Source organism: Acinetobacter sp. YK3 (genome assembly GCF_001729365.1).
Taxonomy (GTDB): domain Bacteria; phylum Pseudomonadota; class Gammaproteobacteria; order Pseudomonadales; family Moraxellaceae; genus Acinetobacter; species Acinetobacter vivianii.
On the sequence record NZ_LZPJ01000106.1, the window covers coordinates 26647 to 40423 of the forward strand.

Sequence of the window (13777 nt, forward strand, 5' to 3'; positions counted from 1 at the left end):
AACAACAATGAATAGAAGAATATTAGTGACAGGCTCAAGTCGTGGCATTGGTAAAGCAATTGCATTGCAACTGGCTCGAGCGGGTTTTGATGTCACCATTCATGCGCGTTCACGTGAAGCTGAAGCCGCTCAAGTGGTTGAACAGATTCAAAGTCTTGGGCAAAACAGCCATTATTTATTATTTGATGTGAATGAACGGGAACTGGTAAAAAGCCTATTAGAACAAGATGTAGAGCAGCATGGGGCTTTCTATGGTGTGGTGCTGAATGCGGGTCTTACCCATGATGGTGCATTTCCAGCTTTAACCGATCAGGACTGGGATGAAGTTATTTCGACCTCGTTAGATGGGTTTTATAATGTGCTTAAGCCTTTGATTATGCCGATGATCCATTTGCGTAAAGGTGGACGTATTGTCACACTTTCTTCGGTATCTGGGATTATGGGCAATCGTGGACAAGTGAATTATAGTGCAGCAAAAGCAGGGTTGATCGGCGCGACTAAAGCATTGGCTCTGGAATTAGCCAAGCGCAAAATTACGGTGAATTGTGTTGCACCAGGCCTGATTGAAACCGAAATGGTCACTGAGGAAGTTAAAGAGCACGCCTTAAAAATGATTCCAATGCAACGCATGGGACAGGTCGATGAAGTTGCTGGTGTGGTGAAATTCTTGTGTTCAGATGAGGCATCGTATATTACCCGTCAGGTGATTTCGGTCAATGGAGGACTGATCTGATGAAGCGTGTTGTGGTTACAGGCATGGCAGGTATTACCTCATTAGGCGAAACTGCGGATGAAATTTTTGCGCAATTCCATGCAGGTAAAAGTGGCATTTGCTATATGCCTGAGTGGGAGCAATATCCAGATTTAAGAACCAAGCTGGCGGGACCTGTTAGTAGCTTTCAGGTTGCCAAGCATTTTAACCGCAAGGTCACGCGTGGTATGGGACGGGTTGCGCTTATGTCCGTGATCAGTGCGGAAAATGCATTGCAGGATGCGGGACTTATTGATCACGAGATCCTGAAAAGTGGTGATGCTGGGGTGGCTTTCGGTTCTTCGGCAGGTAGCGTCGATGCCGTTCGCGAGTTTGGTAATATGTTGATTGATCAGGATATGAGTAAGATCAATGCCACCACTTATATCCGGATGATGTCCCATACCAGCGCCGTGAATATGACGGTGTACTTCGGTTTAAAAGGATTAACATTACCGACTTCAAGCGCATGTACCTCAGGTTCAATGGCTATTGGTCAGGCTTATGAGGCGATTAAATATGGCAAACAGACTGTCATGATTGCAGGTGGTGCAGAGGAACTGAGTGCCGCAGGAGCAGCAGTTTTTGATGTGCTATTGGCCACCAGTGGAATGAATGATCATCCTGAAAAATCACCCCGTCCATTTGATACACAACGTGATGGCTTAGTGATTGGTGAAGGTGCGGGTAGCCTGATTCTTGAAGAATATGAACATGCCAAGCAGCGTGGCGCCACGATCTATGCTGAAATTATTGGCTATACAAGCAATACCGATGGACAGCATGTCACCAGACCTGATACTGAAAGAATGGGACAATGCATGCAAATGGCGCTTAAAGATGCCAAGCTGGATGCCAGCCAGATTGATTATGTTAATGCACATGGAACTTCTACCGATCAGGGTGATATTGCAGAAAGTCAGGCCACTGCACGAATATTAGGACGTAAACCGATTAGTTCCTTAAAAAGCTATTTTGGACATACTTTAGGTGCTTGCGGTGCAATCGAGGCATGGTTAGGAATTGAAATGATGCAGCGCGGACAATTGATTCCAACGCTAAATCTGGATGAAATCGATCCACAATGCGGTGATCTGGATTATATTACTCAGCAGGTAAGAACGAGTGATATCAATATAATGATGAGCAATAACTTTGCTTTTGGCGGTATTAATACGTCACTGATTTTTAAACGTGTAACATAACGAGGGGCATAATAATGTCAATGAAACAATTATTTCTAGCAACAATTTTAAGCACAGGTTTTGCTGCATCTGTTCAAGCTGCCGATACTGTACATAATTTTGATTTTAAAGCTGCTGTGGATCGCGCAGTTGCTGATGGTACTTTAGATGGGAGCGTAAAGTTCTATCTGAAAGGAAATAAAGCAGGTGGCAAGGTGTTAGAACAAGATATCGTGACCAATCAGAAGACCAATGGCTTTGGCAAGTCGGCTGAAAAGTCATGTGACTGGGTGCTCCGTTCTGCATTGATACAGTTAGATAAAGCTGCGAAAGCACGTGGTGCCAATGCTGTGACGAATATTGTGAGCTATTTTAAAAAGAATGAAGCACAAAGCTCAACCACCTATCAATGCTATAAAGGCATGGCGGTAGCGAGTGTTGCGCTCAAAGGCGATCTTGTTAAATTTTAAGCATAGATAAGATCAGGTTAGGCCAATGACGACACGTGAAATTGAAATCCATGTTCAGGCATTGGCTCAACTGCTTGAAAAGAATAAAACAGATTTTTCTGATTTAAGAAGCTTTAATCATTATAAAAAACAGCAGATTCAGGCCCGACGTAATCAGTTGCTTTCCCATCAACTGGATTGCTGCATAGATAAATTGATTTTTGCCAAACATGAGCATGGCAAACCTTTTTTAAGCTCTCATTCCTTACATTTTAATCATTCGCATAGTCAGCAATATTATGCGTTGGCAATGAGTGAGCGTGTTCAAGATATCGGTATTGATGTTGAGGAGCTAGATCGAAAAGTCCGTTACGATGCTTTGGCGCAGCATGCATTTCATCCCGAGGAATACCATATTTGGCAACAGCAAGATCAGGATCTGGAATATTGGTTTAGAGTTTGGACCACCAAAGAAGCGATTTTAAAAGCCTCTGGTTTAGGGATTCGTCTGGATCTGAATAGCTTGAATACGCAGGTTCATCCCTCAAATCAGGGCGGCATGTGTTCACATCCATTGATTGGAACTTTTGCGTATCAGAACTTTATCCTGAACCAGAAAATCGTGGTGACTATCGCATGGCGGGCAGAGCAATCTTGCCGAGGTTTTCAGTTTCCAAAAATTCAGATTGTTCAGCATTAAGGCCGACAGGTATTGTAGATTTTAACGCGATAAAAAATGCCAGCATATTGCTGGCATTTTATTTGAATCCAAGAGGAGAGGGATTTAAGGAATCTCTTCTTCTTCAAATTCAGGTTTAACTTGAACAATAAAGTCCTGACGATTCAGACCACGCCATAAAGCGAATGCTGTACCGATATAAATCGATGAGTAAGTTCCCACGAATACACCGACAAACATAGCAACAGAGAACCAGTGTAAGCCATCACCACCCAAGAACATCATGGCAAGTACCACGAGTAATAAAGTCATCGAGGTGTGGATGGTACGACGTAAGGTTTCTGTCAGTGCAATATCAACGATTTCACGAGGTGTTGCACCGCGAATCTTACGGAAGTTCTCACGGATACGATCCGATACAACGATGTTATCGTTGAGCGAGAAACCAATCACCGCAAGTACCGCAGCCAATACGGTTAAGTCGAAAGGCCACTGGAACAATGCGAATGCACCGATAATAATGACGATGTCGTGGAATAACGACATGACCGCACCCATCGCGAGTTTAAACTCGAAGCGGATGGTCACGTAGATCAGCATCAAGATCAATGCAAGCGCCACTGCACCCGCAGAACGCACATAAAGCTCATTACCTACTGCACCGCCGACAGAGTCCACTTTATGAACTTCTACGGTGTTATTTGGCAATTGAACGGCTTTGGTGATGCTATTGCTAAGATCTTCGACGTCCAGATCTTCTTGTACAGGCATACGGACGATCAGATCCGTATTACTTCCTAGAGTTTGTACTACTGCATCTTTAAAGCCAGCACGATCAAGTGCCTGAACCACTTGCGATGGCTGCACGCCTTGCTTGTAGTTCAATTCAGCAGAAATACCACCAGTGAAGTCCAAACCGAGGTTTAGACCTTTGGTCGCGATAAAGAAGATACTCGCAATCGTCAGCAGGATCGAGAAGATAGCCGCAGGTTTGGCAATCTTCATGAACGGGATAATTTTCAGGTTATCCGGGCGACCGTATTGTTTTGAGTCTTGTTGAGTCAGATCAGTCATGTGAATCTCCTTAAATACTCAACTTTTTCAAATTACGGCGTTTGCCATAAATGAGCTGTACGATGGCACGAGTTACGGTAATTGCAGTAAACATCGAACACACAATACCAATCATCAAGGTCACAGCGAAGCCTTTAATCGGGCCTGTACCAATGGCGAATAAGATAAACGCAACGAGGAATGTGGTTAAGTTCGAGTCAAGAATGGTGTTATAGGCTCGATCATAACCCGCCACAATCGCCTGTTTTGGCGAGGCGCCCCAGAGCATTTCTTCCCGTATTCGTTCACAGATCAGGACGTTGGCATCGACCGCCATACCGATGGTAATGACGATACCCGCAATACCTGGCAAGGTGAGGGAAGCTCCAATCCAAGACATCACGGTTAAGATCATGGCAAGGTTAAAAACCAAGGCAAAGTTTGCGATTAAACCGAATAAACGGAAGAATACAACCATCCAGATCGCAACCAGTAAGAAGCCGATCTGAGTTGATAACACACCTTTGTCAATGTTTTCCTGACCTAAGCTTGGACCAACCACACGTTCTTCTACAAAGTACATCGGCGCAGCAAGTGCACCTGCACGAAGCATTAAGGCAAGCTCAGCCGCTTCTTGTGGTGAATCTAGACCTGTAATACGGAATTGTGAACCAAGCACAGCCTGAATGGTTGCAGCATTGATCACGACAGATTCAGTATATGGGGTACGAACTTCGGTTTGAACGCCAGTATTCGGGTCTGCAACGTAAGAGATTTTTTGTTTATTTTCAATAAACAGTACCGCCATACGTTTGCCGACAGCACCACGCGTTGCATCTGACATGAGCTTACCGCCCGCAGTGTCTAACGTGATGTTTACTTCGGCGCCGCCTGAGTCCTGACTAAAGCCAGAGCTTGCGTTCTGAACACGTTCACCGGTCAAGATACGGTTACGTTGCAACAGCAACTGACGACCGCTATCAAGTGATTGGTAAGCGAACACTTCAGTGCCTGGAGGAAGTGGCTGACCGTTATATTTACCCGTATATGGATCGATATATTGATCATTACTATCCGCAACCAGACGGAACTCTAAGTTTGCTGTACGACCCAAGACACGTTTTGCTTCCGCTGTATCCTGAACACCGGGTAATTCAACCACAATACGGTTGCTACCTTGTGTTTGTACCAAAGCTTCTGCCACACCGAGTTCGTTAATACGGTTACGTAAGGTGGTTAAGTTTTGGTTGACTGCATAAGATTGAATTTCCTGACGACGTGTATCGGTATAATTCAGTCTTAAGGTTGCACCAGATGAAGTCGCAACAGCCTGTTGTGTAAACTCATTCCCATTGCGACGCAAGAAATCAGTCGCTGCATCACGGTCTGCATTGTTTGCAAACTGGACAGTAATGGTGTTGTTGTTTAACGCCAAGTTGTTAAATTTGATTTTGTTATCACGGAATTGACGACGCAGATCAGTCGCAGATGTTTCCATACGCTGACTAATTGCTTTATCCATGTCGACTTCGAGCAAGAAGTGTACACCGCCACGTAAGTCCAAACCGAGTTTCATCGGTTTCGCACCAATCTTCTGCAACCACTCAGGTGTGGTTGGTGCAAGGTTGAGTGCAACTACATAGTCATCACCGAGATCACGACGAAGGACTTCTTTCGCTTTTAACTGCGCTTCAGAAGAACTTAAACGTAATAATGCCGCGTTGTTGGTGAAGCTATTGTCGTGACTGCTAATATCGGCAGTTTTTAAAATCTGCTCAGCTTTTTGCACGATAGTCTGATCAATCTTGGTGCCTGCTTTGGCCCCAGAAATCTGGACAGCAGGTTCATCTGGATACAGACTTGGAAGTGCATATAACGTACTGATCACAAGGACAACCAGGATCAGTAAATATTTCCATGCAGGGTAACGCATTCGCTTTCTTCTTAAATGAAAAAGTCGTGCTGAGGCACGACTATTTTATGATTAAAGGTTATTTAATGTGCCTTCAGGTAATACTGAAATGACACTCGCACGCTGGATTTTTACTTCAACACCACGAGTGAGTTCAACAACTGCAAAGTCACCTTCGAGTTTGATAATTTTCCCCATTAAACCACCAGCAAACACGATTTCGCTGCCTACACCCAAGCTCTCGATCAAAGAACGATGTTCTTTGGCACGTTTCGCTTGTGGTCTCCAGATCAAGAAGTAGAAAATTGCGATAAATACCGCGATCATCAACAAGTTAGCCATCAAGCTTGGACCTTGTGTCGCAGCAGGGGCAGCGTGAGCAGTAGAGATGAAAAGACTCATTTCGTTTTCCTAAAATTAAAAAGCCAAAAAATTAACAATAAATTCCAATTCGTTTTGCAATGTACCTTGTCTTGCGATCAGGCGCAAATCTTGATGAATTAATCTTCAGGGCAAGGTGGAACGTCTAATCCACGACGTGCATAAAAGTCCTGAACGTATTCATCAAATGTGCCGTTATCCAGTGCATCACGCATACCTTGCGTAAGGCGTTGGTAGTAACGCAAGTTATGGATTGTGCCGAGCATTGATGCCAGCATCTCACCGCACTTCTCTAAATGATATAAATAGGCACGCGTAAAGTTTTTACAAGTGTAGCAATCGCAATGTGGGTCTAATGGCCCTTTATCATGACGATATTTGCTGTTACGGATTCTAACCAGACCATCGGTCACAAAATAATGGCCATTACGTGCGTTACGGGTTGGCATCACGCAATCAAACATATCGACACCACGGCGCACCGCTTCCACGATATCTTCTGGTTTACCTACACCCATCAAGTAACGTGGTTTGTCTTGTGGCATTTTGTTTGGTAAATAATCAAGTACCTTGATCATTTCTTCTTTCGGTTCACCTACCGACAAGCCACCAATCGCATAACCATCAAAACCAACTTCTAACAAGCCTTTCAGTGACTCATCACGTAGGTCTTCGTACATGCCACCTTGAATGATCCCGAATAAAGCATTTTTATTCTTAAGCTCATCATGGTGGTGGGTTTTACAACGTTTTGCCCAGCGTAAAGAAAGCTGCAATGATTTTTGCGCTTCTTCATGTGTCGCAGGGTAAGGGGTGCACTCATCAAAAATCATCACGATGTCTGAATTGAGTACCTGTTGAATCTCCATCGAAATTTCTGGAGATAGGAATACTTTTGAACCATCGATTGGCGAACGGAAAGTTACACCTTCTTCTTTGATCTTACGCATTGCGCCCAAGCTAAAAACTTGGAAACCGCCAGAGTCGGTCAAAATCGGTTTATCCCATTTGATAAACTCATGCAGACCGCCGTGCTCTTTAATGACTTCCAAGCCAGGGCGTAAGTAAAGATGGAAGGTATTACCCAGAATAATTTGTGCCTGAATGTCTTCAATATCGCGTGGCAACATGCCTTTCACAGTACCGTAAGTACCGACCGGCATAAATACAGGTGTTTCAACCACACCATGCTCTAAAGTGAGTCGACCACGACGGGCGCGCCCCGACTGGCCTAATTTTTCAAATTTCATGACACTATCCATCAAGGCGAAAAAACAGTTCGCTGATCAAAAGCGGCTATTTTCCTTGATTATGGCGTCCAGTTCTACTACTAAATGTAGCCATAGCCAAAAAATAATAATCTCCCCTAACCCCTCTTTGAAAAGAGGGGAATAAAAGAATATTTTTTATGAGAAATTCAAATGCACTAAAAATTCGGCTTATAGTCAAAATTTTCAGTCGCCAGATTATCTTTAAACGGACGAATCGTCTTCTTGGATAAGGTTAGGGTATTGATCAAGTTGTTTGGAAACACTTCGATCTGGTTATTAAACAATTCTACGTTACGGTTAAATATCGTGATTGCCGCACCGACATTTTCATTTTGTTCCTGAATGTCATCCATCATTTTGCTATACAGCGCATCCGCTTTCAGTTCAGGATAATTCTCAACCACCACATTTAAGCTGCGGATCAGCTCTTTGCTCATTTTCTCAATCTGTTGTAATTGTGAAATATCCGTGTCATTGACATTAAGATTCAGAATCTGTTGACGTAACTCGGTGACTTTTTCCAAGGTTGATTTTTCAAACTGGGTATATTGATCCAGCGTTGCTTCGAGAGCTTCCAATGTCTTTACTTTTTGACGCTCGAAGTTAGCCACTTCTGACCACGCACGTTTGGTGGCATTAAAATATCGTACGATGTTGTTGCGAATAGAAACGCCCCATACGATTAGTACTACAAAAATCCCCAAAAAGATCAGTAAACCTGTCATCACATTCCCCTTATTGTTATTTCCCTTAAATTCTCGCTTTATTAAAAGAGAGCTTGGGAGAATTATTGAATTACATTCAGCATCAATTGTTGAAATTTCTGATATTGCGGCATGGTCATGGTGCGCAAGTGTCCGCGTAATGCTGGAATATCATGAATTTCACTGCGTTTACTGGCGGTTTGGAAAAGATTTTGTTCGCCCACGTAACACAGGATTTGCTCTTGATGATGATAAATTAAATCACCTGTAAAATGTTGAAAAAAATCATGTAATTTTAGGGTTAAACTCGGGCTGATTTCCTTGGCTAACTGATGTTGATTCAATCCAAAAATATTCAATTCCTGATTAATCAAAATATCGCTGCTTTGCCATGAACTGGTATAGGGTTCAAAAAAACGGGAACGCTGATTACTGACAGCAATCCCTAAGTTGGGCATTTGAAAAATAAAAGCACCCCACAAATCTTTATGAATTTCTTTGACGATTTTCTTATTGTTGCCTTGATCTTGCAAAATCGGCATTTCATTGACGTAGTGATATTGAAAAAGCAGCACTTGATGCGTGGTCGTGCCATCATTCCATGTCGTTGATGCATAGTGGGTGATTTCGTTGGATTCACTGCCACGATTAAATAAGGGAAAATGTTGCTTTAATTTACTCATCACCAGTAGTGGTTGCGCCTGAATGGGTAAATAAGCAGGCAATTGCTGGAACTGTAAACCATAACGCAGCACGGTAATGCGTTCTTCTAAATAATGGATCACGCGAGTCAGTGGTTCTTGCGGTTCATACAATAGATAAGCGAGAAAACCGATCAGAAATGCCCCGAGCAGACTCCAGATGTATTGAATATGCGGATGGAGAAAATAGCCGAAGACCAGCGTTCCGATGCTGATGATGCCCAGTAGGTAGGGAAGGGCATTAAAGAAACACAGATTATGATCTTCACGCCAAGGATGCAGAGCATCTAACAAATCCTGATCGCTATGCGATTTTTGTCCAGCCTCCCATAAACGGGCTATATTACGGAACACCTGCGCATTTTTTTTACGTCGGATATGGAGAGCTTGTTGTACTGTATCGATCGGCATGGAAGTTTTATTTCATTATAATTGCTTTGTATGAGCTGAATTATGCTTTAAATTTCAGAAACTAAGAAGTGTATAATCTGAATCTGACGGTCTTTTTTATTTTAATAAATAGTGCTCTGTTTAATCTATTCTGAAAAAAATAGGCTAAATCAGAATTTAGCCTATTTATCTGTTTTTAAGCGTTGAGCTTGTCCACCAACATCGCATCACCATAACTAAAGAAGCGATAACGTTGTTCCACTGCATGTTTATAAGCAGCCAAGATATTATCCCGATTCGACAAAGCTGAAACCAACATCAATAAGGTCGATTCTGGTAAATGGAAGTTGGTAATCAAACGATCCACGATACAGAACTGATAACCTGGATAAATAAAGATTTGCGTATCACCTGTCCATGCTGCAATTTTGCCTTGATTGGCTTGTGCTGCACTTTCCAGCGCACGAGTCGCTGTAGTGCCTACCGCAATCACTTTATTACCGCGTGCTTTGGTTGCTAAAATTAGGTCAATCGTCGCTTGCGGTACATCACACCATTCACTGTGCATAATGTGATTGGTAATGTCTGTAGTACGTACAGGCATAAAAGTCCCTGCACCGACATGCAAAGTCACAAAGGTTTTTTGCACGCCTTTTGCTTCTAATTTTTCTAATAAGCCTTGGTCGAAATGCAAACTGGCTGTTGGCGCAGCAACACTGGCAATTTTTTCAGGATCATGGAACACGGTTTGATAACGTTCAGTATCAATCTCTTCGGCTTCACGGTTGAAATAAGGTGGAATCGGGAGCTGACCGTATTGATCCAGTACCGACAAAATCGGTTGTGAAAACTTCACCACAAACAGATTTTCATGGCGACCTTGTACGGTGACAGGTACAGCATCTTCACCGATATACAGTTCTGCGCCTGCTTTAGGTGAGTTGCTTGATTTGATATGGCAATGAGCAGTGTGGGTATCCAACATGCGTTCAACCAGCACTTCGATTGCACCACCTGTAGCGCGTTTGCCTTTTAAGCGTGCTTTCATGACTTTTGTGTCATTCAGTACCAGCAAATCACCGTCTTCAAGTAGATCAAGAATATCGGTAAAGGCATGGTCATGGTATTGACCTTGGTTATCGATATGGAGCAGGCGAGATGCGCTACGGCTGTCTAACGGATAGCGAGCAATAAGTTCATCGGGGAGATCAAACGAAAAGTCGGAGAGTTGCATACATCGGAAACATTGCAAAAATTGGGCGTAGTATAGTCTTTTTTGTGTTTTCTCGCTGAGTTCATGTGTTTATTGAGAGAAAAATATCTGAATGATTTAAAAGTGAGCAATAAGCGTGAGTTAGTATTTGACAATAAAATCAAACAGGTTATTATACGCAACACAAAGCATCGCACTCTTCCCGAGGTGGTGAAATTGGTAGACGCGGCGGACTCAAAATCCGCTGTCAGAGATGACGTGTCGGTTCGAGTCCGACCCTCGGGACCATATCTTTCAAGATATATTAATTATTATAATAAAATGTCTTTAAAAATTCCTAGTTTATCTGAAATTCCCATATTTATATCACCTTATATACCTTGATACACTTGTGTTAAATGAGTACCTTTAAGAGCACCTCATCGTATAGGCATGTTTGTATTCAATGGCAATAAAGGTTAAACCGCTTTCAGATACCAAATGTTCTTCTGCAAAGCCTAAGAATAGAGAGTACTCTTTACATGATGGTGATGGTCTATATCTTCTTGTAAGAGCTTCTGGTACAAAGAGTTGGCAATTCAAATACAAAAATAAAATTACAAATAAGGTGATTAAGCTTAGCGTAGGGACTTACCCCGATTTAAGTTTAAGTAAGGCTAGGGAAAAGAGAGCAGAATTTAAGAAGTACTTGGCAGAAGGATTAGATCCAAAGCAGCAAAGAGAAATACAGTTTCACAAGCAAAATAATTCTTATTCTTTAGAAAATGTAACTAGAAGTTGGTTAGATTCTTATGCTTTAAAGTCATCTTTAAGTGCGGATACCAAACACAAGCGTTTAAGAAAGTTTGAAAATCATTTATTTCCGAAATTTATAAATAAGACAATTGATCAAATTGGATTAAATGAGTTACGAGCTGCCCTAAACCAAATTTATACAGACTCACCTGATAATGCTCAAAGGATTAGAGCTGACCTTATTTCAATCTTTAGTTATGCTGTGCAGCATAATATTATTGGCTTTAATAGTGCTCGGGAACTAGAGGACATGGACTTGTCAGCTCAAAAAAATCATAGGGCTACATTTAAAGAACTAGAATCTATACCTGAACTGATGAATAGAATAAAAGCAGATAATGGACGTAGCCTTACTAAATTATTTTTACAATTTGCTTTGCATACCTTTGCAAGATCTAGTGAGTTAAGATTTGCTAGATGGTCAGAGGTTAATTTCGATAAGAAACAATGGGTAATACCTGCTACTAGAGATAAAGTTGAGGGGATTAAGCATTCTTCTCGAGGGGCTAAGATGAAAAGTAACCACATTGTACCTTTGTCTCCTCAAGCTATAATTTTACTTGAGGAAATACAAAAATATAGTGGTAATTGTGATAAAGTTTTTCCAAGTTTAAATGATAAAGATAATTTTCTTAGTGAGAATACACCAAATGATGCTTTACGCCGTATGGGATATTCCAAAGATGAAATTAGTTTGCATGGCTTTAGAGCACTTGCAAGATCAGCATTAGGAGAAATGTCTGTTTTTCAAAAAGATGCTCTTGAAAAGCAAATGAGTCATGAAGAGAGGAATAATACAGTTGGAGCTTATACTCATATTGCACAATATATTGAAGAAAGAATAAAAATTATGAATGCTTGGAGCGATTGGTTAGAGACTATCGAGCAAAAAGCTTATATCACGCCTTATGATTATGCGCAGCGAAACTTTATAGACAAACAAAATTGAATCTCAATATTTATTTTGATTGGATAGCGCAATAATTAACTCTCTAACTAGTTTTTTATGGTGAGAGGGGAGATTGATAAAGGCTTCAAATACTTCTTTATCTTTATATCCAATATCTTGTTTCCAACGCGCTTCACGTTGAGCAATAGCTTTTTGAATATCTTTTTCGAAGGCTAATTCTTCTGGTGGAACTTCAAGCCATTTAGCAAGCGTAAGCAGTTTGTCACCTGATGGAATAGATTCCCCGATGAGCCATTTTCTAACCCCATGTAGTGTCATGGGCTTGCCAGAATAGTTCAAATTGAACTCTCTTTCTAGAACAGAAGCCTTAGCTTCATAACCTTTAGCTTGCATAGCTTTTATCAAACGATTTGCAAATAAGGTTTTTTCATCATCATTTTTCATTCCCTCAAAATAAGCAGCTTAACTAATAGTTACGTAATATTTGATTTTAATTACGTAAATTATTAAACTTTAGTTACGTTCGCTGCTTAACTTTTTAAATCTAATCTCACGCTTGAAAAGGGTTTATTGAGTGAGTAAGTAATGGGTTATGACTCTTAATGGTGGGGAAAATATGATTAAAAAATCGTTGTATTGCAGTGTAATGGTGACATCTCTATATTTTGTAATAGGATGCAGTGAATCTAAAAATACACAAGCTGTAGGAGCAGAGACAGCACAAGCCGCAGCAGAAGAAGCGGTTGCTTCTGCTGAAGATGTTGTTGGTATTCTAGCTGATGCGAGTGCTAAAGCAGATGAAGGTGCTGCTATAGAGAGTGGTGATGCTAATATTACAAGTGATGAGGGATATACAGATGAAGGTAGTGTAAATCCTGTTAAACAACTATTAGAAGGGGAGCCTGTAGAGGTATCATATAGTCCTAATCAATTTATGACGCAAATGTATGAAAGACCAGTATATGATATTGTAATCCAAGCAAAAACGGATCAAGTCACTGTAAATGACATCATCATTAATCGTGGAAATAACTGTCATATAACTAAATATGATCGTGATAAGAAGTTACCAGCTAATTTATCTTTTGGTCGTATGATTAAACTATCAATTGGTTGTGAGCCTAATTATGTTCGGGAAGTTGAAGTTAAAACCAATTATGGCAATTATAAGTTTGGTAGTATAAGAAATTAAAATACTTTTTAAGATGTATAGAGGCTTATCATGAGATAAGTCTTTTTTATTTTCAATAACAGTTAACTTTTTAAGATAATAGTATGGAACTTGACTTTTTATGACGTCTATGTAATAATAAATACTAGTTATTAATATTAACTATACATTTGTTCAAATTTTGAAAACAAAATAAATATAATAATATTTTTC

The 13777-nt window shown here is 41.0% G+C and carries 14 protein-coding genes and 1 tRNA gene; 7 read left to right on the forward strand and 8 right to left on the reverse strand.

What is annotated here, in order from left to right; translation table 11 throughout:
- The first annotated feature begins 7 nt into the window (after nucleotides 1–7).
- Genes A9Z07_RS12560 through A9Z07_RS12575 form a run of 4 tightly spaced genes read left to right on the forward strand, consistent with a single transcriptional unit; the run spans nucleotide 8 to nucleotide 3084 of the window.
- The gene (locus tag A9Z07_RS12560; protein WP_004775592.1) at nucleotides 8–733 is read left to right on the forward strand and encodes a 3-ketoacyl-ACP reductase FabG2; all 726 of its coding nucleotides are present in this window, start codon (nucleotides 8–10) and stop codon (nucleotides 731–733) included.
- Nucleotides 733–1956, forward strand: coding sequence for a beta-ketoacyl-ACP synthase (locus tag A9Z07_RS12565; protein WP_069579050.1), 1224 nt, complete (start codon nucleotides 733–735; stop codon nucleotides 1954–1956). The genes A9Z07_RS12560 and A9Z07_RS12565 overlap by 1 nt, the downstream gene beginning before the upstream one ends.
- A gap of 14 nt (nucleotides 1957–1970) precedes the next feature.
- A complete protein-coding gene (locus tag A9Z07_RS12570; protein WP_004775590.1) occupies nucleotides 1971–2405 on the forward strand; it encodes a hypothetical protein in 435 nt (144 codons plus the stop codon).
- 25 nt (nucleotides 2406–2430) lie between these two features.
- A complete protein-coding gene (locus tag A9Z07_RS12575) occupies nucleotides 2431–3084 on the forward strand; it encodes a 4'-phosphopantetheinyl transferase family protein (RefSeq protein WP_069579055.1) in 654 nt (217 codons plus the stop codon).
- 84 nt (nucleotides 3085–3168) lie between these two features.
- On the opposite strand, the gene secF is transcribed toward A9Z07_RS12575, so the two are convergent.
- The 7 genes from secF to queA form a co-directional block, all read right to left on the reverse strand.
- A complete protein-coding gene (gene secF / locus A9Z07_RS12580) occupies nucleotides 3169–4137 on the reverse strand; it encodes a protein translocase subunit SecF (RefSeq protein WP_047429292.1) in 969 nt (322 codons plus the stop codon).
- Nucleotides 4138–4147: 10 nt separating this feature from the next.
- The gene (gene secD / locus A9Z07_RS12585; RefSeq protein WP_005259597.1) at nucleotides 4148–6049 is read right to left on the reverse strand and encodes a protein translocase subunit SecD; all 1902 of its coding nucleotides are present in this window, start codon (nucleotides 6047–6049) and stop codon (nucleotides 4148–4150) included.
- A gap of 51 nt (nucleotides 6050–6100) precedes the next feature.
- Nucleotides 6101–6430 carry a preprotein translocase subunit YajC gene (gene yajC, locus A9Z07_RS12590; protein WP_004775585.1) on the reverse strand — a complete coding sequence of 110 codons (330 nt, stop codon included), beginning with the start codon at nucleotides 6428–6430 and terminating at the stop codon, nucleotides 6101–6103.
- A gap of 98 nt (nucleotides 6431–6528) precedes the next feature.
- A complete protein-coding gene (gene tgt, locus A9Z07_RS12595; RefSeq protein WP_005289237.1) occupies nucleotides 6529–7659 on the reverse strand; it encodes a tRNA guanosine(34) transglycosylase Tgt in 1131 nt (376 codons plus the stop codon).
- 176 nt (nucleotides 7660–7835) lie between these two features.
- Complete coding sequence (locus tag A9Z07_RS12600; RefSeq protein ID WP_004775583.1) at nucleotides 7836–8405, reverse strand: LemA family protein; 570 nt, start codon at nucleotides 8403–8405, stop codon at nucleotides 7836–7838.
- Between the two features lie 62 nt (nucleotides 8406–8467).
- Nucleotides 8468–9496, reverse strand: a complete 1029-nt coding sequence (locus A9Z07_RS12605) for a hypothetical protein (protein ID WP_069579062.1) — start codon at nucleotides 9494–9496, stop codon at nucleotides 8468–8470.
- 175 nt (nucleotides 9497–9671) lie between these two features.
- Nucleotides 9672–10709, reverse strand: coding sequence for a tRNA preQ1(34) S-adenosylmethionine ribosyltransferase-isomerase QueA (queA, locus tag A9Z07_RS12610; protein ID WP_069579068.1), 1038 nt, complete (start codon nucleotides 10707–10709; stop codon nucleotides 9672–9674).
- A gap of 180 nt (nucleotides 10710–10889) precedes the next feature.
- Between queA and A9Z07_RS12615 the strand changes: the two genes are divergently transcribed.
- Both A9Z07_RS12615 and A9Z07_RS12620 read left to right on the forward strand, forming a co-directional pair.
- Nucleotides 10890–10976, forward strand: a tRNA-Leu gene (locus A9Z07_RS12615).
- A gap of 157 nt (nucleotides 10977–11133) precedes the next feature.
- Nucleotides 11134–12432, forward strand: a complete 1299-nt coding sequence (locus A9Z07_RS12620) for a tyrosine-type recombinase/integrase (protein ID WP_069579073.1) — start codon at nucleotides 11134–11136, stop codon at nucleotides 12430–12432.
- Between the two features lie 3 nt (nucleotides 12433–12435).
- Here A9Z07_RS12620 and A9Z07_RS12625 read toward each other — a convergent pair whose 3' ends face one another.
- Complete coding sequence (locus A9Z07_RS12625) at nucleotides 12436–12837, reverse strand: hypothetical protein (protein ID WP_004775576.1); 402 nt, start codon at nucleotides 12835–12837, stop codon at nucleotides 12436–12438.
- Between the two features lie 172 nt (nucleotides 12838–13009).
- Between A9Z07_RS12625 and A9Z07_RS12630 the strand changes: the two genes are divergently transcribed.
- Nucleotides 13010–13585, forward strand: coding sequence for a hypothetical protein (locus A9Z07_RS12630; RefSeq protein WP_227516942.1), 576 nt, complete (start codon nucleotides 13010–13012; stop codon nucleotides 13583–13585).
- The last annotated feature ends 192 nt before the right edge of the window (nucleotides 13586–13777 follow it).

What these genes read in the sequence shown, in the direction of transcription:
- A9Z07_RS12560 (WP_004775592.1), top strand. Translation starts at nt 8, where the DNA reads ATGAATAGAAGAATATTAGTGACAGGCTCAAGTCGTGGCATTGGTAAA.
- A9Z07_RS12565 (WP_069579050.1), top strand. Translation starts at nt 733, where the DNA reads ATGAAGCGTGTTGTGGTTACAGGCATGGCAGGTATTACCTCATTAGGC.
- A9Z07_RS12570 (WP_004775590.1), top strand. Translation starts at nt 1,971, where the DNA reads ATGTCAATGAAACAATTATTTCTAGCAACAATTTTAAGCACAGGTTTT.
- A9Z07_RS12575 (WP_069579055.1), top strand. Translation starts at nt 2,431, where the DNA reads ATGACGACACGTGAAATTGAAATCCATGTTCAGGCATTGGCTCAACTG.
- secF (WP_047429292.1), bottom strand. Translation starts at nt 4,137, where the DNA reads ATGACTGATCTGACTCAACAAGACTCAAAACAATACGGTCGCCCGGAT.
- secD (WP_005259597.1), bottom strand. Translation starts at nt 6,049, where the DNA reads ATGCGTTACCCTGCATGGAAATATTTACTGATCCTGGTTGTCCTTGTG.
- yajC (WP_004775585.1), bottom strand. Translation starts at nt 6,430, where the DNA reads ATGAGTCTTTTCATCTCTACTGCTCACGCTGCCCCTGCTGCGACACAA.
- tgt (WP_005289237.1), bottom strand. Translation starts at nt 7,659, where the DNA reads ATGAAATTTGAAAAATTAGGCCAGTCGGGGCGCGCCCGTCGTGGTCGA.
- A9Z07_RS12600 (WP_004775583.1), bottom strand. Translation starts at nt 8,405, where the DNA reads ATGACAGGTTTACTGATCTTTTTGGGGATTTTTGTAGTACTAATCGTA.
- A9Z07_RS12605 (WP_069579062.1), bottom strand. Translation starts at nt 9,496, where the DNA reads ATGCCGATCGATACAGTACAACAAGCTCTCCATATCCGACGTAAAAAA.
- queA (WP_069579068.1), bottom strand. Translation starts at nt 10,709, where the DNA reads ATGCAACTCTCCGACTTTTCGTTTGATCTCCCCGATGAACTTATTGCT.
- A9Z07_RS12620 (WP_069579073.1), top strand. Translation starts at nt 11,134, where the DNA reads ATGGCAATAAAGGTTAAACCGCTTTCAGATACCAAATGTTCTTCTGCA.
- A9Z07_RS12625 (WP_004775576.1), bottom strand. Translation starts at nt 12,837, where the DNA reads ATGAAAAATGATGATGAAAAAACCTTATTTGCAAATCGTTTGATAAAA.
- A9Z07_RS12630 (WP_227516942.1), top strand. Translation starts at nt 13,010, where the DNA reads ATGATTAAAAAATCGTTGTATTGCAGTGTAATGGTGACATCTCTATAT.